The organism is Nostoc sp., from assembly GCF_036919895.1.
In the GTDB taxonomy this organism is placed as follows: domain Bacteria; phylum Cyanobacteriota; class Cyanobacteriia; order Cyanobacteriales; family Nostocaceae; genus Nostoc.
On sequence record NZ_JBALBW010000111.1, the window covers coordinates 19,672 to 42,333 of the forward strand.

Annotated in this window: 23 protein-coding genes and 1 tRNA gene; 14 read left to right on the forward strand and 10 right to left on the reverse strand. The window is 42.0% G+C overall.

Going from position 1 to position 22,662, the window contains the following annotated elements; genetic code table 11:
• Positions 1 to 26: 26 nt before the first annotated feature.
• The 5 genes from V7K55_RS22120 to V7K55_RS22140 all read left to right on the forward strand — a co-directional run bounded on the left by V7K55_RS22120 (position 27) and on the right by V7K55_RS22140 (position 5,154).
• Positions 27 to 338, forward strand: a complete 312-nt coding sequence (locus V7K55_RS22120; RefSeq protein WP_194198629.1) for a hypothetical protein — start codon at positions 27 to 29, stop codon at positions 336 to 338.
• Between the two features lie 155 nt (positions 339 to 493).
• Entirely contained in the window at positions 494 to 2,179 is a 1,686-nt protein-coding gene (locus V7K55_RS22125) for an ABC-F family ATP-binding cassette domain-containing protein (RefSeq protein ID WP_334834797.1), read from the forward strand.
• 221 nt (positions 2,180 to 2,400) lie between these two features.
• Entirely contained in the window at positions 2,401 to 3,999 is a 1,599-nt protein-coding gene (gene gpmI, locus V7K55_RS22130; RefSeq protein WP_334834798.1) for a 2,3-bisphosphoglycerate-independent phosphoglycerate mutase, read from the forward strand.
• 98 nt (positions 4,000 to 4,097) lie between these two features.
• On the forward strand, positions 4,098 to 4,331 hold the full coding sequence (gene secG / locus V7K55_RS22135; protein WP_012410686.1) for a preprotein translocase subunit SecG: 234 nt from the start codon (positions 4,098 to 4,100) through the stop codon (positions 4,329 to 4,331).
• Between the two features lie 10 nt (positions 4,332 to 4,341).
• Positions 4,342 to 5,154: a peptidase gene (locus V7K55_RS22140; protein WP_334834799.1), complete on the forward strand. Its 813-nt coding sequence runs from the start codon at positions 4,342 to 4,344 to the stop codon at positions 5,152 to 5,154.
• A gap of 15 nt (positions 5,155 to 5,169) precedes the next feature.
• Here V7K55_RS22140 and V7K55_RS22145 read toward each other — a convergent pair whose 3' ends face one another.
• The 6 genes from V7K55_RS22145 to V7K55_RS22170 all read right to left on the reverse strand — a co-directional run bounded on the left by V7K55_RS22145 (position 5,170) and on the right by V7K55_RS22170 (position 11,826).
• On the reverse strand, positions 5,170 to 5,565 hold the full coding sequence (locus tag V7K55_RS22145; protein ID WP_334834800.1) for a hypothetical protein: 396 nt from the start codon (positions 5,563 to 5,565) through the stop codon (positions 5,170 to 5,172).
• Between the two features lie 121 nt (positions 5,566 to 5,686).
• Complete coding sequence (locus V7K55_RS22150; RefSeq protein WP_334834801.1) at positions 5,687 to 6,835, reverse strand: glycosyltransferase family 4 protein; 1,149 nt, start codon at positions 6,833 to 6,835, stop codon at positions 5,687 to 5,689.
• A gap of 352 nt (positions 6,836 to 7,187) precedes the next feature.
• A complete protein-coding gene (locus V7K55_RS22155) occupies positions 7,188 to 8,828 on the reverse strand; it encodes an MFS transporter (protein ID WP_334834876.1) in 1,641 nt (546 codons plus the stop codon).
• On the reverse strand, positions 8,815 to 9,699 hold the full coding sequence (recO, locus tag V7K55_RS22160; RefSeq protein ID WP_334834802.1) for a DNA repair protein RecO: 885 nt from the start codon (positions 9,697 to 9,699) through the stop codon (positions 8,815 to 8,817). The genes V7K55_RS22155 and recO overlap by 14 nt, the downstream gene beginning before the upstream one ends.
• A 97-nt stretch (positions 9,700 to 9,796) precedes the next feature.
• Positions 9,797 to 10,477: a deoxyribose-phosphate aldolase gene (gene deoC, locus V7K55_RS22165; protein ID WP_334834803.1), complete on the reverse strand. Its 681-nt coding sequence runs from the start codon at positions 10,475 to 10,477 to the stop codon at positions 9,797 to 9,799.
• A 107-nt stretch (positions 10,478 to 10,584) separates the two neighbouring features.
• Positions 10,585 to 11,826 carry a DNA cytosine methyltransferase gene (locus V7K55_RS22170; RefSeq protein ID WP_334834804.1) on the reverse strand — a complete coding sequence of 414 codons (1,242 nt, stop codon included), beginning with the start codon at positions 11,824 to 11,826 and terminating at the stop codon, positions 10,585 to 10,587.
• 286 nt (positions 11,827 to 12,112) lie between these two features.
• Here V7K55_RS22170 and V7K55_RS22175 point away from each other — a divergent pair, with 286 nt between their 5' ends.
• From V7K55_RS22175 to V7K55_RS22200, 6 genes are all read left to right on the forward strand, one after another.
• A complete protein-coding gene (locus tag V7K55_RS22175) occupies positions 12,113 to 13,393 on the forward strand; it encodes a glycosyltransferase family 4 protein (protein ID WP_334834805.1) in 1,281 nt (426 codons plus the stop codon).
• Positions 13,394 to 14,011: 618 nt separating this feature from the next.
• On the forward strand, positions 14,012 to 14,470 hold the full coding sequence (gene rsfS / locus V7K55_RS22180; RefSeq protein WP_334834806.1) for a ribosome silencing factor: 459 nt from the start codon (positions 14,012 to 14,014) through the stop codon (positions 14,468 to 14,470).
• Positions 14,467 to 14,967, forward strand: coding sequence for a CGLD27 family protein (locus V7K55_RS22185; protein WP_334834807.1), 501 nt, complete (start codon positions 14,467 to 14,469; stop codon positions 14,965 to 14,967). The genes rsfS and V7K55_RS22185 overlap by 4 nt, the downstream gene beginning before the upstream one ends.
• Before the next feature lie 94 nt (positions 14,968 to 15,061).
• Positions 15,062 to 16,015, forward strand: a complete 954-nt coding sequence (locus V7K55_RS22190) for an asparaginase (RefSeq protein WP_334834808.1) — start codon at positions 15,062 to 15,064, stop codon at positions 16,013 to 16,015.
• A 46-nt stretch (positions 16,016 to 16,061) separates the two neighbouring features.
• Positions 16,062 to 16,138, forward strand: a tRNA-Met gene (locus V7K55_RS22195).
• Between the two features lie 105 nt (positions 16,139 to 16,243).
• Complete coding sequence (locus V7K55_RS22200) at positions 16,244 to 17,701, forward strand: YcjF family protein (RefSeq protein ID WP_334834809.1); 1,458 nt, start codon at positions 16,244 to 16,246, stop codon at positions 17,699 to 17,701.
• Positions 17,702 to 17,822: 121 nt separating this feature from the next.
• Here V7K55_RS22200 and V7K55_RS22205 read toward each other — a convergent pair whose 3' ends face one another.
• Positions 17,823 to 18,872 carry a sugar transferase gene (locus V7K55_RS22205; protein WP_334834810.1) on the reverse strand — a complete coding sequence of 350 codons (1,050 nt, stop codon included), beginning with the start codon at positions 18,870 to 18,872 and terminating at the stop codon, positions 17,823 to 17,825.
• Between the two features lie 198 nt (positions 18,873 to 19,070).
• Between V7K55_RS22205 and V7K55_RS22210 the strand changes: the two genes are divergently transcribed.
• Entirely contained in the window at positions 19,071 to 19,868 is a 798-nt protein-coding gene (locus V7K55_RS22210) for a 7-carboxy-7-deazaguanine synthase QueE (RefSeq protein WP_334834811.1), read from the forward strand.
• Positions 19,869 to 20,064: 196 nt separating this feature from the next.
• Here V7K55_RS22210 and V7K55_RS22215 read toward each other — a convergent pair whose 3' ends face one another.
• Both V7K55_RS22215 and V7K55_RS22220 read right to left on the reverse strand, forming a co-directional pair.
• Positions 20,065 to 20,709, reverse strand: a complete 645-nt coding sequence (locus V7K55_RS22215; RefSeq protein WP_094342488.1) for a DUF3318 domain-containing protein — start codon at positions 20,707 to 20,709, stop codon at positions 20,065 to 20,067.
• Between the two features lie 77 nt (positions 20,710 to 20,786).
• The gene (locus V7K55_RS22220; protein ID WP_334834812.1) at positions 20,787 to 21,344 is read right to left on the reverse strand and encodes a hypothetical protein; all 558 of its coding nucleotides are present in this window, start codon (positions 21,342 to 21,344) and stop codon (positions 20,787 to 20,789) included.
• Positions 21,345 to 21,638: 294 nt separating this feature from the next.
• On the opposite strand from V7K55_RS22220, the gene V7K55_RS22225 reads away from it, so the two are divergent.
• On the forward strand, positions 21,639 to 22,055 hold the full coding sequence (locus V7K55_RS22225) for an element excision factor XisH family protein (protein ID WP_334834813.1): 417 nt from the start codon (positions 21,639 to 21,641) through the stop codon (positions 22,053 to 22,055).
• Positions 22,043 to 22,375, forward strand: a complete 333-nt coding sequence (locus V7K55_RS22230) for a XisI protein (protein ID WP_334834814.1) — start codon at positions 22,043 to 22,045, stop codon at positions 22,373 to 22,375. Before V7K55_RS22225 ends, V7K55_RS22230 begins: the two co-directional genes overlap by 13 nt.
• Before the next feature lie 25 nt (positions 22,376 to 22,400).
• Here V7K55_RS22230 and V7K55_RS22235 read toward each other — a convergent pair whose 3' ends face one another.
• Positions 22,401 to 22,631: a hypothetical protein gene (locus V7K55_RS22235; protein ID WP_334834816.1), complete on the reverse strand. Its 231-nt coding sequence runs from the start codon at positions 22,629 to 22,631 to the stop codon at positions 22,401 to 22,403.
• Positions 22,632 to 22,662: the final 31 nt, after the last annotated feature.

The following is a 22,662-nucleotide window of genomic DNA, read 5'->3' on the forward strand; positions in this document are numbered from 1 at the left end:
AATTGGTGGACTACAACATAGGAACTATGAGTTTCAAAGATACAAAAGTTTATCAAGAAGCATTTGAAGAAGGGCGTTTAGAAGGTTTACGGCAATCAGTACCTCGTCTATTAGATTTAGCGTTAACTATTGAGCAAGTTGCGGAGGGATTAGGTTTAACTATAAACCAAGTTCAAAACGCGAAACTCTATCATGATGGCATCCAAATAGGGGAGCGTATAGCCAAATTAAAATTAATACCCACCTTGTTGAAATTTGGGGTGACAGTGGAACAAGTGGCAGAGGCATTTGATTTCAGTGTCGAAGAAGTCAGACAAGTAGCACAAAGTCAACCTTAAGATAGATGTGGTAAATTTTATCCGTGGCTCAAGCCAAATTTGGTTTGCGGCTTCCAAACTTGATCACGACGAATTTATAGTTAATTTTTGTTAATATTAGAGGCGGTGTTAGTACTTCGTCCTCAACCACCCACTCCCTACCTGAGAGAAACTTAATGCTGCGACTAGAACATATAAGTAAAATTTATCCCACAGGCGAAGTTCTCAAAGATATCAACTGGGAAGTTAAACCAGGCGATCGCATTGGCTTAGTCGGTGTCAACGGTGCTGGAAAATCCACCCAACTCAAAATCATCTCCGGGGAAATGGAACCCACCGCCGGCGAAATCATTCGCCCTAATAGCTTACATATAGCCTATCTTAACCAAGAGTTTGAAGTAGACCCCACTCGCACCGTTAGAGAAGAATTTTGGACTGTCTTCAAAGAAGCCAACGAAGTACAGTTGTCTCTGGCGCACATTCCGCAAGAGATGGAAACGGCTAACCCAGATGAACTAGATCGACTAATCGATAAGTTGGATCGCTTTCAGCGCAAATTTGAAGCCTTGGATGGCTACAACTTAGACGCACGCATCGGTAAAATTTTACCAGAGATGGGGTTTGGGCTAGAAGATGGCGATCGCCTTGTCAGTGCCTTCAGTGGTGGTTGGCAGATGCGGATGAGTTTAGGTAAAATTCTGTTGCAAAAACCCGACTTATTGCTGCTGGATGAACCGACTAACCACCTAGATTTAGAAACCATTGAGTGGTTGGAAAATTACCTTAGAGGGCTGGTTACGCCTATGGTAATAGTCTCCCATGACCGTGAGTTCCTTGACCGCCTCTGCACCCAAATTGTGGAAACTGAACGTGGCGTTTCCAGTACTTACCTTGGTAACTACACGGCATATTTGGAACAAAAAGCCGAAAGTCAATCAGCACAACTGAGTGCTTACGAACGTCAACAGAAAGAATTAGAGAAACAGCAAACCTTTGTTGATAGATTTCGCGCCAGTGCTACCCGCAGTACCCAGGCAAAAAGCCGGGAAAAGCAACTCGACAAAATCGAGCGCATTGAAGCACCCGTTGGTGGTATGAGAACTCTACACTTCCGTTTTCCCCCCGCACCCCGCAGTGGACGCGAAGTAGTGGACATTAAAGATTTAACTCATCTTTATGGTGATAAAATCTTGTTTTTGGCAGCAAATCTGCTAATTGAAAGAGGCGATCGCATTGCTTTTCTTGGCCCTAATGGTGCTGGAAAATCTACCCTTCTGCGCGTAATTATGGGGATGGAACCACCCACAGAAGGTAGCGTTCAATTAGGGGATCACAACGTTATTCCCGGTTACTTTGAGCAAAATCAAGCTGAAGCTTTGGACTTGAAGAAAACTGTCATGGAAACTATTCATGATGAAGTTCCAGACTGGGATAATCAAGAAGTCCGCACGCTTTTGGGACGCTTCTTATTCACTGGTGATACTGTATTTAAGGCAGTTGGGGCATTAAGTGGAGGAGAAAAAGCTCGTTTGGCATTGGCAAAAATGCTCTTACGTCCCGCGAACTTACTAATTTTAGATGAGCCGACAAACCATCTAGATATTCCAGCTAAAGAAATGCTGGAAGAAGCGCTCAAAAACTATGACGGTACGGCAATTGTAGTTTCCCACGATCGCTACTTTATTTCTCAAGTAGCAAATAAAATCGTTGAAATTCGAGACGGTGAATTCCGCGTTTACTTAGGAGATTATCATTACTATCTCCAGAAAATTGCCGAGGAAAAAGAACAGGCAAAGCTAGCTGCGATCGCTGCCGAAAAAGCTACTAAAAAAGCTGCAAAAGCTTCTACCAAAAAGAAATAAGAGATTGAATACGGACTTAGTAGTAGTGCTAAAATGCTACTACTAAGTAATCACTTATTATTAGCGCTCAACAAAATTACAGAAAAATCGCTAAAGTTTAAAAAATATTTAAAAAAACTGTAAGTCTTTCATAAAAGAAATTAATAAGCAAAAATTCACTTGCGGCGTGGATTAGCAATGGTATCATTCGGGTATTACAAAAAGTAAAGGGCAATTTTACTATGACCAAAGCACCTGTTGCTCCTGTGGTGCTAGTCATTTTAGACGGATGGGGCTACTGCGAGGAAAAGCGAGGAAACGCTATTGTTGCTTCTAAAACTCCCATTATGGACAGTTTATGGGCAGCTTACCCGCATACCCTCATCCGCACATCAGGAAAAGCCGTAGGGTTGCCAGAGGGTCAAATGGGCAACTCGGAAGTTGGTCATTTGAACATTGGTGCTGGGCGAGTGGTACCGCAAGAACTTGTACGCATCTCCGATGCGGTTGAAGACGGTTCTATTGCCTTAAACCCAGCACTTGTCAAAATTTGCCAGGAAGTTCGTTCTCGGAATAGCAAGCTGCATTTAGTCGGGCTTTGTTCTGAGGGAGGGGTACATTCGCATATCACCCATCTATTTGGACTACTTGACTTAGCCAAAAACCAGCAAATTCCAGAAGTTTGTATCCACGCCATTACCGATGGCCGTGACACCGCCCCAAGTGACGGTGTAAGAGCGATCGCACTGCTGCAAGATTATATAGACCGCGCCGGAATTGGACGCATAGTCACCCTTAGCGGTCGCTACTACGCGATGGATCGCGATCATCGGTGGGATCGAGTCAAACGCGCCTACGACGTGATGACCCAAGATGGTACAGGTGATAATCGCACGGCTGTAGAAATCTTGCAAGCCTCTTATGCCGAAGGGGTAAAAGATGAATTTGTCAACCCAATCCGAATTGCACCAGGCGCAATAGAACCAGGGGATGGGGTGATATTTTTCAACTTCCGCCCCGATCGCTCCAGACAACTGACTCAAGCTTTGGTCAGTCCCACATTTAACGGTTTTGAAAGACAGCAAATCACACCACTGTCTTTTGTCACGTTTACGCAGTATGATTCAGACTTACCAGTGGCTGTAGCCTTTGAACCTCAGAATCTCAGTAACATTCTGGGAGAAGTCATAGCCAATCACAGTCTGAATCAGTTCCGCACCGCCGAAACAGAAAAATATGCCCATGTCACCTATTTCTTTAATGGTGGTCTGGAGGAACCTTTTGCCGGAGAAGATCGGGAACTGGTAAGCAGCCCGATGGTAGCGACTTACGATCATGCCCCAGCGATGTCAGCAGCAGCAGTTACAGATGTAGCGATCGCTGCGATTCAAAAGGGTACGTATTCTCTAGTTGTGATTAACTATGCTAACCCAGATATGGTAGGGCATACTGGTCAAATCGACGCTACCATTACAGCAATTGAAACAGTCGATCGCTGTTTGGGACGCTTATTAGGGAGCGTTATCAAAGCCGGTGGTACAACAATAATTACTGCCGATCACGGCAACGCTGAGTATATGCTAGATGATGGGGGTAATCCCTGGACAGCCCACACCACTAACCCAGTCCCCTTTATATTGGTAGAAGGCGAGAAAGTCAAAATCCCTGGATATGGTACAAATGTCGAACTGCGAACCGATGGCAAGCTATCCGACATCGCCCCCACAATTCTAGAGATTTTACAGCTGCCTCAGCCACCAGAAATGACCGGGCGATCGCTGCTGAAAACAGCAGATTATGAACTGCAACGCACTCGCACCCCTGTGCAAGTAGGGCTGTAAAAGACTTCTGAATCCTGAGTTAGGAGTTTTAGTAAACTCCTAACTTCTGAATTCTGAATCGTGTTTTTTGAAAAATTTTTATAAATGAGATTCCTACCATGACAGCTACTAATATCGTGCAAGGCATTTGGGCGTTTTCCGCCACTGGTTTGATTATCTTAGTTTTACTACATAGCCCCAAAGGTGATGGTATTGGAGCCATTGGTGGACAAGCCCAGCTATTTAGCAGTACCAAAAGTGCAGAAAACACCTTAAACCGAATTACTTGGGCATTGACAGTAATTTTTCTCGGTCTAACAGTAGTTTTAAGTGCTGGTTGGCTACCTAAATAAGGATAGGTCAATGGGGAAAAAAACCCAACACCAAATAGTTAACACCCTAATAAATTTAATTTCACGGCGGTTAATTACAGCCCTTGCCTTTTTTCTTAGCACAGGGCTGTTAATCATTTTTGCTAATCTCCAATCGAGTGGCGGATTGACAAAAACACCAACATCTGTATATTCAGACTTAATAATTTCTCTCCCCTCATCTCCACCAAAACCCCATCCCTTACCGCCCACACTTGCACAGTGGCAAGATAGTACTAACAGTGGTGACTACTTTTCCCAAGTCACAACAACCCAAGTTGGTTATTTAGTCTGGTCACAATTTCCTATTCGAGTTTATGTAGAACTACCAAAAGCCATCAGCGAAAAACAAGCTCAAGTATGGGTTAAAAGTGTCTTGCAAGGTGTAGAGGAGTGGAGTACTTATTTACCTTTAACAATAGTCGAACAGCCAGAAATTGCTGATATTACGATCGCACGAAAAGCGCCACCCCTACAAATTTCGTCTGGTAGCAATATACCTCGTGCGCGATCGGCACAAACGACTTACGAGTTATACACCAGCAACAAAATTTTATCCCATCGCTTCACAATTTTGTTAAGTCCCAGTCAAACAGGTGAGTATCTCATTGCAGCCACCCGTCACGAATTTGGTCATGCACTGGGAATTTGGGGTCATAGTCCGCTACAAACTGATGCTTTATACTTTTCCCAAGTTCGTAACCCGTCGCCTATTTCTGCCAGAGATGTAAATACTTTAAAGCGGGTTTATGAACAGCCAACCAGTTTAGGATGGTCTTTAGTAGAAAATTCAAAGATTAATTGACTGATAGATAATACCCTACTGTCTGTCAGTAATCCAAGTCTCTCGCTGTTCCCCCTGAATCGACTGTACAGTTCCAAAACTTTCCTCAATTTTGCGTGGCAGAGTGGATGTCCCAAAGATGTAAACGCAAACTTCTTCTGGTTGATTTGTCAAAACACGAACTCTGGCTTCGTTATCTTGTAAACGCTCTATGAAAATAGATGCACAAATTTCAACATCTTCAGGAATCTCATATACTTCCTTTGAAAAGGTGAATCTCTTCTCCAAACTATTTGCAATTTTGTCAATAACGTTTTGTTTGGGCAACGGATTTGTGAAGCAATAGACGTATGTTCGGCAGCACTTTCCATGTTCTAGCTGCTCTAAGTCAGGGATATTTCTCACCTTTATCTGACTTGCGTGATACTTCATTTTGTTAACTTTAGATAGTCTGGTAAAACTGGTAAGATAATTCTTAGTTAGGTATCTGTATTTTGCCCGATCGCACTCATTGTCATCTGATAATTTACAGTGCCGCACTTCTTCTCTTTCCCTAAGCTCTCCGACTTAGTGGTAGAGGTCGCTGTGCTAACACTTCTTTATAAAGTTCTTCCAACAGAGTAATATTTTTACTGAGGGTATAGCGGTCTAATACACGCTGTCTGGCTTTTTGCCCCAGTAAAGTTGTTAACTCTGGATGATCTTGCAACACAGGCAAAAGGGTTTTTAACTGCGATCGCGCTGTTTTAGTACTAATAACTACACCTGCGCCCTTTTCCAATACTTCTCCATCTGCACCCACATCTGTTGCTAAACAAGCCAACCCACACGACATTCCTTCTAACAAAGATAGGGACAAACCCTCTACCAGTGAAGGCAAAACAAATACATCTGCACCGCGCAAAATCTCAATGCGGCGATCTTCATCAGCAACAAATCCCAACCAGATAATGCCGTATTCTGAACCATAGAACGGTTCTAAAGAAGACTTTAAAGGGCCGTCGCCAACAATTAGCAACTTAGTACCCGGCCCCATTGCAGACTGCTTCCAAGCCCGGAGAAGGGCTTCAACATTTTTCTCTGGCGCTATGCGACCTTGGTAGACAAACAAGCGTTCGGCTTTAAATTCCGCTTTGATTTGAGAAAATCCTGGAGAATACTTAACAGTATCAACACCGTTAGGAATTACGGCAATATTTTCTTCCCTTACGCCCATGCCTGCCAATAATTCTCGCTGAATTTGGGAAAATACAATCACGCGATCGTAGTTAACTAAAAAAGGTGCGTAAAGCTGATAAGCCAAAAGTTGTGTGCCCGATATCAGCTTTGCCCCCTTGCCAGCAAAGGGTGTGTGAAAAGTGGCAACTAGAGGCAATCTCAGTTCCTCACAGATTTCCGGTAGAAAAAAGTCTAGAGGAGATAACGTCAAGGAAGCGTGTACTACATCTGGCTTAATTTCCCGGAGCGAATCGGTTAAAAGTTTGGTCGCTTTAAAAGTGGGAATTGTATAAACCTGGGACTTGTAAATGAAAGGTAAGGAAACCTCTCGAAGATTTGGCCAATTGTCAGGTTCAGACTCTTCCTGGGCGAAGTGAAGAAAGCTAACTTGATGTCCCCTATCTAGCAAAGCATTTGTAATTTCTCGACTGTAGGTTACATTGCCGCAAAAGGGTGATTTTTTTCCAATCCAGGCTATACGCATTCTTTATTTAGCTGTAAGAAAAGCGGGTTTAATCTATTACTTGTGTGTCCTTTGTGATTTTTCTTTTATCTAGCTATACTTGCTGGTTTTTTATTTATTAAAAATTTCCACCATATTTTAGTTTAAAAAGCCTTATTAAGCTTATTAAACCAGAAGATTGATGGCTTTATTTATTTTACTTATAAGTTGTTAATTTATTATACTTAAACAACTTATTCTGACTAATGTCAGATTCATATCCCACAAGTATATGATAAATTTTCACTGACCACAGTTTACCATGAATAGAAAAGCTTTAAGGAAATTAGTAATTACTTCAAGGTAATGAATAATAACTCCTCTTAGCTGATAACTATTTCTGTGAGTTATACCAGGTTAAGATACCTCCTGAAAAGACGATCGCAGCTAACCCCAAAAAAACTACCTGTAATCCTACAAAGGTTTCTGCTACCCCTGCTAATGCCAAAGGTAAGGAGAGGGCAATATTAATTACATTGTTTTGTAAACCAAAGACTTTACCACGCATTTCTGGAGGTGTTTCTGTTTGAATTGCAGTTTGCATGGGAATTCCCACTAGTGCCCCAAAGATACCTAATAGTGCTATCAGTAAAAGGACTAACCACAGTTGAGTTGTAAATATTGATAGACCAATCAAGGATGCTGTCATACCCATACAACCGCACAGACTTAGTTGGGTATAAGAAAAACGTTGACCAAATTGACCGAGAATTGTTGCCCCAGCAGCAATGCCAACACCACCGGCTGCTAGTAAAAAGCCGAACTGAGAGGCTTTCATGTTGGGAATTATTTCTGCCATCCGAACAGCTAGAACAGTTAATGCTGCAAAGACAGAAAACAAGATAATTAGCTGAAGCAAAGCATTACGGACGCGATGATTTGCTTTGAGGTAGGCAAAACCATCTCGCAAATCAGATAATACGTGAGGAAATTCTGTATCGGGGTGGTGGTGTTTTTCCTTAGTTGCCAGGAGGAATAAAATTAGTCCAGCGATCGCATAACTACCACCTACTAAAAGTTCTTTGCCCAAACTACCGCTACCACCAATTTGCGACCAAAGTCGATCTGCGATCGCTAACAACGGTTCCCCAACAGCAAACCCAACAATCACCGATGCCATCATCGTTGTCGTATAAAGCGAATTTGCCGAGAGTAAATCCTGTTCTTCTACAATTAAGGGGATTGCTGCTTGTTCTGCTGGTGCAAAAAACTGCGTCAGTGTCGAAACCAAAAAAGTCACGCCCAGGATGATCAAAAAACCCACTGGCAACATTCCTATGGGTTTCCAGTCATGAGTCAACCACAACAGAAAGGGAATTGACAAAACCAGGATACCGCGCCAAATATTCGTTGCTACTAGCACAGCCTTTTTTGACCAGCGATCGACAAACACGCCAGCAACGGAACCAAATAGTACGGCTGGAATCGTAAAAGCCATCATCAAGACTGACACCCAACCACTAATACTCTGATTGCTAGCGTGAAACTGAGTATTAATCAAAGCAATCATCAGCACCAAATAGACTTTATCTGCTAGTTGCGAGAAAACTTGACCGCCCCAAAGAGCCAGAAAATTGGGGTTTTTTAATACAGGCAAAAACCCTTGCTGTTTTACATTCCCTGCAATAGCTTCTCCACCTGAACCTGAACTATCTAAGTTTGATGGTTCTTTTTCTGAGGTAGTGGCTACTGGCAAACTTTGTCCATTTCCATTTGCTTGGGCAGAGGTTAACTTGTCCTCAGATTGTATTTCTGATTCATTTGAAACATCAGTTTTTGGGATCTGGGCTGTCCCATTGCGATCGTTTTTAGAAACGTCTTTTGGGGATATTTCTTGGCTATTGATTTGACTAGGTGTACACTTTAAAACGGCACTCAAGTGATTCCTGACTGTAGGATCTGATCCCCTATTCTGTTTTTTGGCGAGGCTTGGTGACAAAGGCAGGATTTTTTTATCCAAATCAGATGGTTGCATCATGGTTGGCAGCAAAATAAGAGTCGATCAAGGTAGCAGAGCGAATAGGGCGACCTAATTGATATTGAGTATACTGGCGCAAAATCTGCTCAACAGATAACCAGTTATGGTCTCTAGCACCATCAATTTGTATTATCTCTGGTTGTGACAGATGTTGAAGCAAAGCCAGTTCCATAGAACCCAGACGGCAAGAAATCACAGGCATTTCTTGCCGATGTACAACAACTGTTTGGGCATGGGGCATGGGGAACTCAGTACCCCCTCTACCTCTCTCTCCCTCTTTTCGTAAACGTTCCCTAGTTTCTAAGCAAATCGTTCCTCCCGCAGGTATGCTAAATCCTACCTGCCAATTGGGGTCTGCAAAATCTGGCTTGAGGGAGCGTCCAGATAAGCAGCATACTTGCACTTGCGGCGTTACTCCTGCTAAGGCTAAAAGGTGAAACACCCCATGAGCCAGATGAGCTAAAACACCAGATGCATTTGCACTAGACAAGGCTTCTAAGCGATGGAGATGTTCATTGAACAACTCATAAAGTTCTTCTTGGGGTTGTTCGCTCAAAGCTTGAGAGAGGACTATTTCTGCTAAATATTGGCTAGCAGCCAATTTTCCCAAATCTTTAGCTAAACCAGGATAAGTTTTTAACGTCTGTGCTTGAGTAATTTTATCAAGCGATCGCCCTTTCGCGATCAATAGTTCATTCACAACAAACATACCACTCCTGCCGCCCAAGCTGGAGTTGTGTTTACGTGCCCCTGGAGCTACTGCTCGAATCAGACCGAATTCTGGTGTCAAAATCGTCACTATCTTATCTGATTCTCCCAGCACCTGAGTTTTAAGATTAATTCCGGTTGCTTTGTAGGTTCTACTCATTAGTTATTAGTCATTAGTCATTGGTCATTGGTCATTAGGTTTTGGACTTTGGACAAATGACATAAAGTACCGACAGCGTGGGAGGAGAAACAAATGACTATTCACCTTTTCCCAGATTATCGCGCTGGCGGATCAAATCAATACCGCGAGATGTGCCTAATCTAGTAGCACCCGCTACGATTAAGTCTAGAGCTTGATCGATCGTGCGGATACCACCCGCAGCTTTAATTCCCACCCTTTCTTTTGCCAATTCCTGCAAAAATCGCACATCTGCCACTGTTGCACCACCATTCCAACCTGTACTAGTTTTTAAGAAAGCTGCCCCCGCCTCCATAGCTATTTCAGCAGCTATTTTTTTCTCTGCATCTGTCAACAGGTTGGTTTCCAAAATTACCTTGACAGTTTGCCCAGTCTCTTCGCAAATTTCAGCAATCTCTCGGTGGACTTCTTCAGTTTTACCAGCTTTCAACCAGCCCAAATTCATTACCACATCCAACTCCGTAGCCCCACTATCCGCTGCTTCTTGAGCCTCATACAGTTTCACTGCTGAAGTCGTCGCACCAGAAGGAAAGCCAATTACCGTACACACTTTCGGGTTTTTACCATGAAGGAGTTCGACTGCTTGCTTGACATAAGCGGGGTATAAGCAAACCGCCGCAAAATTGAATCTGTATGCTTCTTCACACCACTGCTCAACCTGCTCTGGAGTAGCTGTTGGCGTTAACAGGGAGTGATCGATAAATGGCGCAATATCAATATCTGGATAGTCTGCTGCCATCGTGTCTTCTGCCAGTGATTGATTATTAAACTTTATAAAAAATTAAAACATTTCTTATATATAATATTAAACCATATTTATTACGAGTTTATTCTGAAAATAAAGTGCTAACTTATTTTAGATATCGGCTTTGTAGATGTTGCGGAATTAGTATAAGTGTTTAAGTTAACATTAGGCATAGTAAGGTTAGAAATATTAACAGCATTTTTTACACCAGTTCCTAAGAAGTCAATAATAGTTTTAGCTAGCGCTTTTGATGCCAAATATGGTACGCCATTACCAATAGTCTTAAACATATTCGTGAGCGACATATTCTCTGGAAGTACAAAACTTTCAGGCAAAGATTGGATAGCTAAAGCTTCCGCTACAGAAATCCGCCGGATTTTATAGGGATGCAAATGTACTTCATTATTTCCATAGCAAGCTGTTGGAGAGTAACGCCATCGGTGAAGTCGCTTAAAAGACTTTTTAGAATCATCTCCTTCATTAATAGCAGCAAATCTTGTTATGCCTGCCCTTGGTTGAAAACAGTTTTTAGCATTGGGATGCTTCAGCACATTATTTTTTCTAAACCAGTATTCAACTGTTAATTCTTGAGGGATGCCATCAGGACAAGACATTATGGAATTTTCTTGGAATGGTTCGGACTTACGCCAAGGATAAGCAAAAACCTTTGCTTGAGGATATAAAATATGATTTTTCCAAGGAAAAGCTTCTTCAGGTAGAAACTTTTCACTACCAAGTTTTATTCCTATATCCTTAATAAAACTATTGCGAAAACCAATGAGAATAATTCTTTCTCTATCCTGGGGTACACCATACTCGATAGCATTGATTAAGCGTTCTGTTAATATATAGCCAGCTTCGAGTAATTCTTGCTTGAGCGACTCAAAAAATAAACGGTGTTTTGTCGTTCTCCACAACCCCTTAACGTTCTCAAATAAAAAGAAATCTGGAAGATTGCGACAAATTAATTCAACATAAGAAGCGGAAAGCTTGCCATTATCTCCTAAACGTCCTCTATTTTTGCCGCCAATCGAAAAATCAGGACAGGGAGGCCCGCCAATGAAACCCACAATATTATTAGATTTACGGCAGTCTTGTACTAACTCGCGGAGGTGTTGTGTTTGTAAACCTTCAAGAAATTGGGTTATATCTCCTGCTTCTCCGTGATGATACCCGTATTCTGGCAACGGCAGATTCTCAATCTGCCGTGAATAACGGTATGCTGCCATGAATGGTGAAAAAATTTCATTGACATAAACAACATTAAAACCGCTAGTTTCGAAACCTAAATCTAGGAATCCTGAACCAGCAAAAAAGGAAAAAATACAAGGGTGATCGCTCATTCAATAACTAATATTATGAAACAGTCTTAATTAATATCGGAAAATTTAGGGTTTTTACTTACGTACCAATCAAAAAAGAACAATTTTAAGACTGCTTAAATAGTCAAAAAAGTTCACACTTTCTCTAAGTACCTAATGTGAAAGTTTACTCAATCTTTAAGGAAAATCCCTGACAGATACAAAGTCTGAAGTCACAATTAAATATAGGAGTTTCTAAGCTCTAAAACAATGTTGAAGATAAATATTTGTCATTCAACAAAAACCGGGGTACTTCAGACTAACTTTTATGCGGATTTTAATTTACTCCTATAACTACTATCCAGAGCCAATTGGTATTGCCCCACTGATGACTGAACTAGCAGAGGGACTAGTGAAGCGTGGGCATGAAGTACGCGTAGTCACCGCTATGCCGAACTATCCTGAACGTCAAATTTACCAAGAATATCGGGGCAAGTGGTATGTCAACGAATATAAAAATGGCGTTCAAATTCAACGCAGTTATGTTTGGATTCGTCCCCAACCCAACCTATTAGATCGGGTGTTACTAGACGCTAGTTTTGTTGTTACTAGTTTTCTACCAGCCCTCTTAGGTTGGCATCCAGATGTGATTCTCTCAACATCGCCATCTTTGCCAAGCTGTGTACCAGTTGCTCTTTTAGGATGGTTACGTGCTTGTCCTGTGATCTTAAATCTACAAGATATATTACCAGAAGCAGCCATTCATGTCGGTCTACTGAAAAATAAATTGCTTATAAAGTTATTTACAGTGTTGGAAAAATTTGCTTACCACACTGCTAGTAAAATTAGTGTCATCGCCGATGGGTTTGTGGAGAATTTGCGATCTAAAGGCGTAGAAGCTAACAAAATTGTGCAAATTCCCAACTGGGTTGATGTAAATTTTATCCGCCCTTTGCCTAAAGAAAATAACCCTTTCCGCGAAGCACATAATCTAAATGGCAAATTTGTAGTTCTTTATTCTGGTAACATTGCCCTAACCCAAGGCTTAGAAAGCGTTATCAAAGCTGCTTCTGTGTTACGCCATATCCCAGATATTGTTTTTGTCATCGTTGGAGAGGCAAAAGGTTTACAGCGATTGCAACAAGAATGTCTAGACTGCGGCGCAGATAATGTTTTGTTACTACCATTTCAACCCCGCAAATCTTTGCCAGAAATGTTGGCAGCTGCTGATGTTGGCTTGGTAGTGCAGAAGAAAAATGTTGTATCTTTCAATATGCCGTCAAAAATTCAAGTACTACTTGCTAGTGGAGCGGCATTAGTTGCTTCTGTACCTGATAATGGTACAGCAGCAAGAGCAATCAAGCAAAGTGGCGGCGGAGCGATCGTTCCTCCAGAAGATCCCCAAGCTTTAGCAATGGCAATTTTAGATTTGTACCAAAACCCCGAAAAAGTCAAAACTCTGGGTTATAAAAGTCGCCAATATGCCGTTGAAAACTATGCCTTTGAGCAAGCTTTAAATCAGTATGAGTCGTTGTTTTACTCATTGAGAGCAGAGCATGGAGCAATTCAGTCTACAAGAGTTACAGTATCTAGAGCAGAAAGCCCATGAGGGTGCATCGACTCCGAAAGTCACAATTATACCCTCACTCTCTAGCAGTAGATTTTGAGGGTGGTTAACTTAAATAGACTAATACGCTTGGGTTAAGGAAATGCATCTGTTGAAGCAGAGGGAAAGAAAAAAGGCTTAACCCAAAGATATTGAGCAATAGACAAGCTAGTACAATACGGCGGAAATAAACAGACAATTCCAACTCAACGAAACGCTTACGCTGTATTGATTTTAAATTTTGTTAGCCAGTCATCAAGCGTCATTTTTAATTTTGAATTCCGCCTTGCGGTACTAGTTTTTAGGTGCGTTTTGAACCCAAAATTCCACAGCTTCACTTCATTCAATCTGTGAGAACACCAGTTTTTTAACTAGGCAACACGAATTAGTTGGTATCCAGTGGTACTAATAAATCATTTATACCAGTGATACTTTTGGTCGACCAGGCATAAATCTGCTGTGTTGTATTGTAGTTTTTAGTGGATAGCAATTATTAAACTAGTCCCCATAAACACCTGTTTTTTTGTTAGTATTCAAAAAAACCTATTGGCACATTTGTCAGATCAATTGTTTGTGATTTGTAAACAATTGTTTCAAAAGGAAAAAAGCACCTGAGGTTTAATGACTGATTATTTCCAAGGAAATTTCCAATTACAATCTGTCCCACTGACGAAGAGTGTGGTAAAGAGCCACGCCCATACCGAAGAGGAGAGCGGAAAACTAGCTGCAACGATCGCAGAAGCTGCATCAGACCGCAAGGCGGGTGAGATTTTATTGCTCAAAGTAGCAGAGGTATCTTACTTAGCCGATTACTTTGTGATGATGACTGGCTATTCTAAAGTACAAGTAAGAGCGATCGCTCAAGCAATTGAAGGAAAAGTCGAAACTGAGTTGCAACGTCGTCCCATAAGGACAGAAGGAAAAGTCGAAGGTAGTTGGGTATTACAAGACTACGGTGATGTGATCGTTCACATCATGATGCCCAAAGAACGGGAGTTTTATAATTTAGAAGCGTTCTGGATTCATGCAGAACGTATTTCCCTTCCAGAATCTGATGAGGGTGAAGGTAAGCCAACATGATTAGGTCTTCGGTTTCAAATTGCCCAGTTCCCATAGACCAACAACCGCTCAATGAGTACGAAGAGTTAAAAACTTCCTGGCTATTTCGTGATAGTACTTTAGATTTGCGCGATTATATCACGAAAATAGCTTGGATTTGGGGTTTATCTTGGCTAATCGCAGCACCTGTGGCCGCAGCAAGTTTTCCTCCCCACAAGTATATTGCACATTTTATCCTTTGTGGTGCGGCCGCCGCCAGTGTCGGGGTGGTACTGGCACTAGTAAGATTGTACTTAGGATGGTTCTACGTGTGCGATCGCCTTTCTAGTCCTACAGTATTTTATGAAGAGTCCGGCTGGTACGACGGCCAAACTTGGACGAAACCACAGGAAATCCTTAACCGCGATCGCTTAATTGTTGCATACGAAATCAAACCCATTCTGCGGCGGTTACAATTTACCTTCGCTAGCTTGGCGGGAATGTACGTTACTGGTACGATAGTTTGGCATTTGTTTTAAAGAGTCATTAATCATTGGTCATTAGTCATTAGCTAAGGACTAATGATTAATGGCCAATGGCTAATTAATTAAAAAAGGTAATAAATATAAACCCATGACAATGGGAAAACGAACTCAAGCCACAGCACTGGAAGTCCGGTTACTGCGGGAAGGTATTATTGAATCCAGGCATATAGTCCAAGCCGTTGTATGCGACGATCGGGGACGCGTTCTAACCGTTGCCGGAAATTCTGAAACTGCTGCATTTATCCGTTCAGCCCTCAAACCATTTCAGGCCCTTGCAGTCACCACCACAGGTACACTGGAACGCTATGACCTTAGCGATCGCGACTTAGCAATTATCACAAGTTCCCATAAAGGAAGCATAGATCAAGTCCGACAGGTATTTAACATCCTGTGGCGGGCCGATCTTGACCCCACCATCCTCCAGTGTCCAACTCCTGAAGGTAAACACAGTCCTCTGGAATACAATTGCTCTGGAAAACATGCGGGAATGTTAGCTGTTTGTCAGCAACGCCGTTGGCCCTTAAATAACTACTTGGATCGCAAGCACCCAATACAGCAATTGATTTTAGGCAAAGTAGCAGAATTGCTGCGAATGCCGGCCGCAGAATTTATCAACGCTCATGATGACTGTGGCGCACCCACTTATGTGATGCAACTCGGTCACATGGCATCTTTATATGCCCTGCTAGCCTCTAGTACTAATCTGGATATGGAGCGCATCGTCCGCGCTATGACTCATCACCCCGCAATGGTAGCAGGAGATGGAGAATTTGATACGGAACTGATGCGCTTAACCCCAGGGGAACTAGTCAGTAAAGGTGGTGCTGAAGGAGTTCAGTGCATTGGTAGACTCGGTGAAGGCTTGGGATTAGCAATCAAAGTCATGGATGGGGCAAAACGGGCAAAACATGCTGTTGCTATTCACTTACTCAAGCAAATGGGTTGGATTAGTCCTAGCGCCGCCGAAAGCCTCTCAGAAAAGTTTGCCACCTTGGGAAAATACACGCGTTTAGAAGTAATTGGAGAATTATCGTTTTTGTAGTTGCCAAACTCTTGACTATAGGTTATTATAAATAAGTCGAGAGCAACGCGGGATAGAGCAGCCTGGTAGCTCGTCGGGCTCATAACCCGAAGGTCAGTGGTTCAAATCCACTTCCCGCCACCAAATGAATGATAAAACAAAAACCCTACAATCAGTCAAGATTGAAGGGTTTTTGTTTTATTTTGATCTATTCTGGAAGAAATAGCCATCTAAAGGGCGCGGAGAATCATGGTTGTGAAGTTGCAGCGACCAATTTTAGTGGGAGGATTGGGACTGTCCCTTTCTCTGTGGATGTTGGACAGTTGGCACGATTCCATAGTGCAGGTGGGTGAGTTTGGTTTGTTGAGTGCCTTAGCTGTAGGCGGTGGTTTGTGGTTATTCCAGCAAAATCGCCCGAAAGACAGTTTAGAGCAGCTAAATAGTATGCTTGTAGATCGGGCGACTGTGGAAAGTGCGATCGCTAAAACTGAAACTGTAATTAACCAACTGGCACAAGAAGCAGAAAACCATCCAGCATTAGAGACACTGCGAGAACAAGTTGCCCAATTGTTCTTTGAATTAGATAGACAAAAAATTAAAGTGGCTGTGACTGGCGGGAAATCCGTAGGTAAAAGCACCTTAATTGAAGTGTTAAAGCAAAATCTAGAGACACAAAACTGGGTGTCTTTAGAAGAGACAGCACCTTTGTTTAGAGAAACTGGGGGCAATTCAGATGCAGCTGTTTTAGCAGAAGTTGCAAAATCAGATTTTGTCCTGTTCCTGACAAACGGTGATTTGACAGACTCAGAATTTCAAGCCTTACAGCAGCTAAAAGCAGCAAATCAGCCGACAATCTTGGTTTTCAACAAACAAGATCAGTATTTAGCCGATGAAAGCGCCAGCATCTTGCTGTCATTGAAACAGCGAATGCAGGGAAATGTGGTTGCAACAGCCGCCTCTCCCATTGCTATTAAAGTCCGAAAGCATGAAGCTGATGGTACTGTGCAAGAGTGGATGGAACAACCAGCAGCAGATATCCAGCAGTTGACGCAGCAGTTGGGTGAAGTTTTGGCACAGCAGGGACAACGGCTAGTTTGGGTAACTACCATGAGGAAAGCCGGATTGTTGAAAGCTGAGGCGAAAAACTGGCTGAATGGAACTAGACGCGATCGCGCTACCCCAATTATTGAACAATATCAATGGATAGCTGCGGCGGCTGCCTTTGCTAACCCAGTTCCAGCCCTTGATATTCTGGCGACTGCGGCAATTAATGCTCAAATGGTAATGGATTTGGGTAATATCTATCAGCAGAAATTTTCCTTGGAACAGGCGCAAACTGTAGCTGGAACAATAGGAAGTTTGATGCTGAAACTGGGTTTAGTTGAGCTTTCTACAAAGGCAATTAGTACTGTTCTTAAAAGTAATGCCATTACCTTTGTTGCTGGTGGCGTAGTACAGGGAGTAAGTGCAGCTTATCTGACTAGAGTCGCAGGGTTAAGTCTAATTGAATATTTCCAACAGCAGGAAGTAGCAATAGATTCTGGGACTGGTTTAAATTTGGAGAACTTGCGGCAAACTTTGCAAAAAGTGTTTCAGCAAAATCAGCAGATTGGTTTTTTGCAGGGGTTTGTTAAGCAAAGCATGAAGCGTTTATTGCCAGAAGTGCAGCAGGTTGAAGTCGTTGGTCTTGAGAAGGTAGTGGGATAATTTCACTTACTTGTGCTGTAAAAACCTAAAATTTACCCAAGCCCATTATGGGCTTGGGTGTATTTAAGAAATATTGCGAGAGTTGGGTAATTACCAAAAAATTGTGAATAAGGGTAGTTAGCTAAACAGCGCCACTGTTTCTATTAAATAGAATAGCTATAGTTTTGAAAATTAGCTTTAAATCATACACCAAACTCCAATTTTTTTGATACTGCAAATCTAGGCGAATTACATCTTCAAAACTGCGGACTGTAGACCTTCCATTGACTTGCCATTCGCCAGTCATACCGGGTTTTACGTCTAAACGTTGCCACTCCGGTACTTCATAACGTTCTACTTCATCGGGTGTAGGTGGTCGAGTACCAACTAAACTCATTTCTCCTTTAAGGACGTTCCAAAATTGCGGTAATTCATCAAAACTAGTTCGCCGTAAAAAGCGCCCTACCCTAGTAACTCTAGGATCGTTCTCATTCTTGAAAAATGCACCTTGCACTTGGTTTTTAACTTGAGATTTCTTCGCTTCTGCATCCACACACATAGAGCGGAATTTCCAAATCTGAAACTGCTTTCCCATCCAACCACAACGGGTTTGACTGAAGAAAATGGGGCCGGGATCGTTAATTTGAATAGCGATCGCAATCGGAATAAACAAAACTCCTGTAATTAATAAACCAATCACTGATCCCACAATGTCTAAGAACCGTTTCATCCAAGATGCCACAGAAGGGTGAGTAGTGGGTAACTGCTCTACTTTGCGGGAAGTTGTCTTGCGATTATCAACTAAATCTTCCGGCTCTATTAGCAACCCATCGTCAACCGATTCTAAGGGAAAAACCTGATCCAATCCCGTGAGTTTTAAGACTCCCATTACTTGAGGTGTTACATTCCGCAGTGTTAATGTAACACCTTGAGTTTGGGCGTATTTAAAATTACTCACCAATGCACCTAAACCACTACTATCCATAAAAGTAGTTTGGTGAAAGTCAATGATGATTTGTTTAGGATGTGAATTGGGCCCAATTAAGCTATGGCAGGTTTGCTTAAAGCCTAAAGCCTCCAGCACGCTCAACCGCGCCGGCACCTGCATTATAGCCGTGTCGTTTAGGGAATTAACTGGAAAATCGACCTCTGTCGGTTGGCTAGTCATGAAGCTCTGCACTTTCGTTGCCATGTATAATGTAATCTGCCAAACATTATTTTGTCCTCCAAAATTACCTAACCTAATATTGGAATCAGTATTAATAAGGACTAATTTTTATTTACCGGGGCTGAGATTGGAGATCGCTAGCGACGATTCACAATAGAACAAGAAGCCAAAAAACATCCTTGCTGTTGTGCCGACGCAGCGCGATCGCGTTGCTCTCATCAAATGATTACTAAAACTACGGTTACACCTACCGCACGCCTAGTTGAGGTCTTTTCTGCCATTCAAGGGGAAGGACTGAATGTAGGGACGCGTCAGATATTTATTCGTTTTGCCTTGTGTGATTTGCGCTGTCACTTTTGTGATAGTGCTCAAACTTGGAATGCACCTGCTACTTGTCGGATAGAGCGATCGCCTGGATTGCGCGACTTTGAAATCCACTCTAACCCTGTCTCTTTACCCATATTAATCGAATGGGTAAAACAGCAAAATCTACCTTCTCTACACGATAGCATTAGCTTAACTGGAGGCGAACCACTTCTTCATGCCTCATTTTTAACGCAGTTTCTACCCCAAGTGCGAGATATAACTGGTCTGCCCATATACTTAGAAACTGGCGGACATCGCCCAGAACAATTAGCGATGATTCTTCCCTATTTAGACTCTGTGGGTATGGATTTCAAATTGCCCAGTGTTAGCGGCGAAAGCCATTGGCAAGAACATAGTAAATCTCTCCAGTTATGTTATGACTCATATTTAAATGTTTTTGTCAAGATAATTGTGTCTCAAAACACAGATCCAGCCGAGTTAGAACGTTCAGCTTCCTTGGTGGCAGAGGTTAGTCCAGATATCTCAGTATTTTTACAACCTGTTACGCCTTTAGCAGTATCTGAACAATTTTCCTCAATACCGATGCTTGCACCTACGGCCGATCAAGTTTTGACCTGGCAAGCTTTGATGAAGGGGTTTATCAAGCATGTGCGTGTGATCCCTCAGACGCATAAGATGCTTAACCAACTGTAAAAGCTTCTGTAAAATTTGAGTTTGATAAAGATGTAGTCAAGAAAAAAGTAAGATTCGATGAATATAGTCATTGCTGCCGCGAATCAGCAAAGCAACAGCCGCCTCAGCAGGCATTTCCAGTCAAAGGCAGAGTTTGAAGTTTAGATTTCACAGCAAACTCCAAACTCCTAATGACAAATGATAAATGACTAACTAATTACAACCCGCCTTCATCTGGAGTTTTGGATTTAGCTTTTGCTTTATTAGCACTGCGCTTGAGGGCAGACAGCCTTGCTTCGTATTTCGAGCGTTGGCGCTTACTAGGAGTATTGTCAATCAGGGTTTTCAAGGCGCTACCGAGACTCTTGTAGGCATTGGGGAGGCTATAACCGAAACGAGTTGCCAAAGCGATCGCTTTCTCATCAGCATTGAGCAATTCTCTTAGTTGCTTTTCCCCGCTATTCTTTTGGTACAATCGCCACCCTGACACGCCACATAGCGACAAAGCTAACACCAGCAGCAATCCATCTTGTACCCACAATTCGCCGACAGCACCACCTAAACCGATGGCTAGTGCTGCCATTTCCCAACCATCTTTAGGAATTGTGTCATTTTGAACGCGAGCAACTTCATGCCAGAACAGCAGATTACGCTGATCCATTGCGAGGGCATCCCATTTCACCAGGTCAATTTGAATTTCTACCTGGTCTTTACCAATTTCTTCGCAGCGAACCAGGGGTGGATTGACCTCAGTTGTGCCTTCAACCGTGACCCAGCTCTGTAATTCTGGCGGTAATAAGCCTTTCAACCGCCGTAGTTCACTCATTTCCGCTTTGGCAGAGGAGGTTGCATAGGATGTCATAATATCCAGCCCCAGAAAATTTCAGTATATAGTGAGGGTATCACTTTGGAGTATAGCGATTTAAGTGATGATCCGTCTCACTCGCTGGGAAAACTTCCTCGTTTTTTCCGCGCCTCCATTGCCTTTTCTAGCAAATCTAGTAATCCTGGCGCTTCTTCCTGAATACTGAGTAACAGTCTTTCCCCAAGTTCTATATTCCCCGGATCTAGACCTGTTGCCATCACTTCTTTGAGGCGAGGTATCGCTATGCCATCCACAATCTGAATTAATCCACTCAGACAACGGTAAAATTGCTTTTCTGTGAGAATCGAGTCTTCTAGTGGAAACTCAATAATCGCACGAATTTCACCATCAGATGGGTCATACTCCCATTGCAACATTTTGGTTTCCCAGGAAATGGCAAGCATCGTCTGTAGGATAACTCCCTTGTGAGGATGATCTTGAATTCCTGCCAGAACTTGAGGGGCAAATACCCGAAAAAATTTTCCCTCTTCATCTAACTGGACAACTATTAGGAAATCTTCTAGGTTATCAGCCTCCACACCTGTTATAATCCGGTCTTCTTCATCATCAAAACGGTAGTCCCAACCAAGGTTATCTAAATAGTTGGCAATCTGTTTGAGGTTAGCTCCCATAAAAGCCTCATAAGGAACGGTGGAGCAGCTGTTACCAGACCTAGTTTAACCTGCCAGGGGAGTTGTTTAGGTTGGTGTAGATACTTCTGATTACATAGAAGTATGCAATTAGGGAGTTGGGAATTAAAGATAGGAAAAAAAGATGATCGTTCGGCGCTGTGAATGATATTTTCTGAAGGACTTTTGCTCATTCTTAAAGAAGCACACTTCAAATTTTTGTTTCGCTAGGTTGTAAATGTATTCTTGAAATAGAAATTCTCAAATCAAGCACCGCCATAAATTGGAATTAAACCTGTGCCTGCTAAAGATGCTTTTCATGCAGTTGTCAAAACAGCACTTGAGAAAGAAGGGTGGTTAATTACTCACAATCCTTATGCTCTCCAGGCGGGAACCCTTGAGCTATATGTTGATTTAGGAGCAGAAAAAGTTATTGCAGCCGAAAAACAAGGACAAAAAATAGCTGTTGAAATTAAAAGTTTTCTAAGTCCGTCAAAAATAACAGAATTTTACGCTGCATTAGGACAATTTATCATTTACCGAATTGCTTTACAAAAACAAGAAGCTAATCGCACTTTATATTTAGCAGTTCCTAGTACTGTCTACAATGAGTTTTTTATACTTCCATTTATCCAATCTGTAATTCAAAGTAATCAACTCTGTTTACTAATTTATAATATTGAACAGGAGGCGATAGACCAATGGCAAAGCTAGATAAATATCGACTATATATTAAGAATTTACTTCAACAACACGCTAGTACTGTTTGGGATAATCGCATTCAGGCACAGACGATTTTTGATACAGAACACGATCGTTATCAATTAGTTTATGTAGGTTGGCGCGATCAAGACCGCATATATGGGCCTGTTCTCCATCTAGATATTATTGATGATAAAATCTGGATTCAGCAAGATGGGACAGAGGTAGGGATTGCTAATGAATTGGTTGAATTAGGTGTACCAAAAGAAGATATTGTTTTAGGTTTTCAGTTACCATCTGTGCGTAAATATACAGATTTTGCTGTTAGTTAGCTGGATTTATTAGAAATTGCGATCGCTAATCTAAATTTAGATAAATTAGGTTTCCTTTTTGTACATTATCCAAAGCTTTAAGTAGATGCTTTTTGTTAGCTTCTGATTTTAGAAGATAGGTAGTTTCATCTTCTTCAGTTGGTGGTTCAATTAGCACAATAACTTCTACAACAGTTCCTTCTGGTAATTCAGTTGTAGACAGTTCAATTTTGCCATCTTTTCCGACAATAGCCTTTTGCTTAATTCCACTAAGCATAATTTTTGTTTACTCGCATATTTACCAGCAT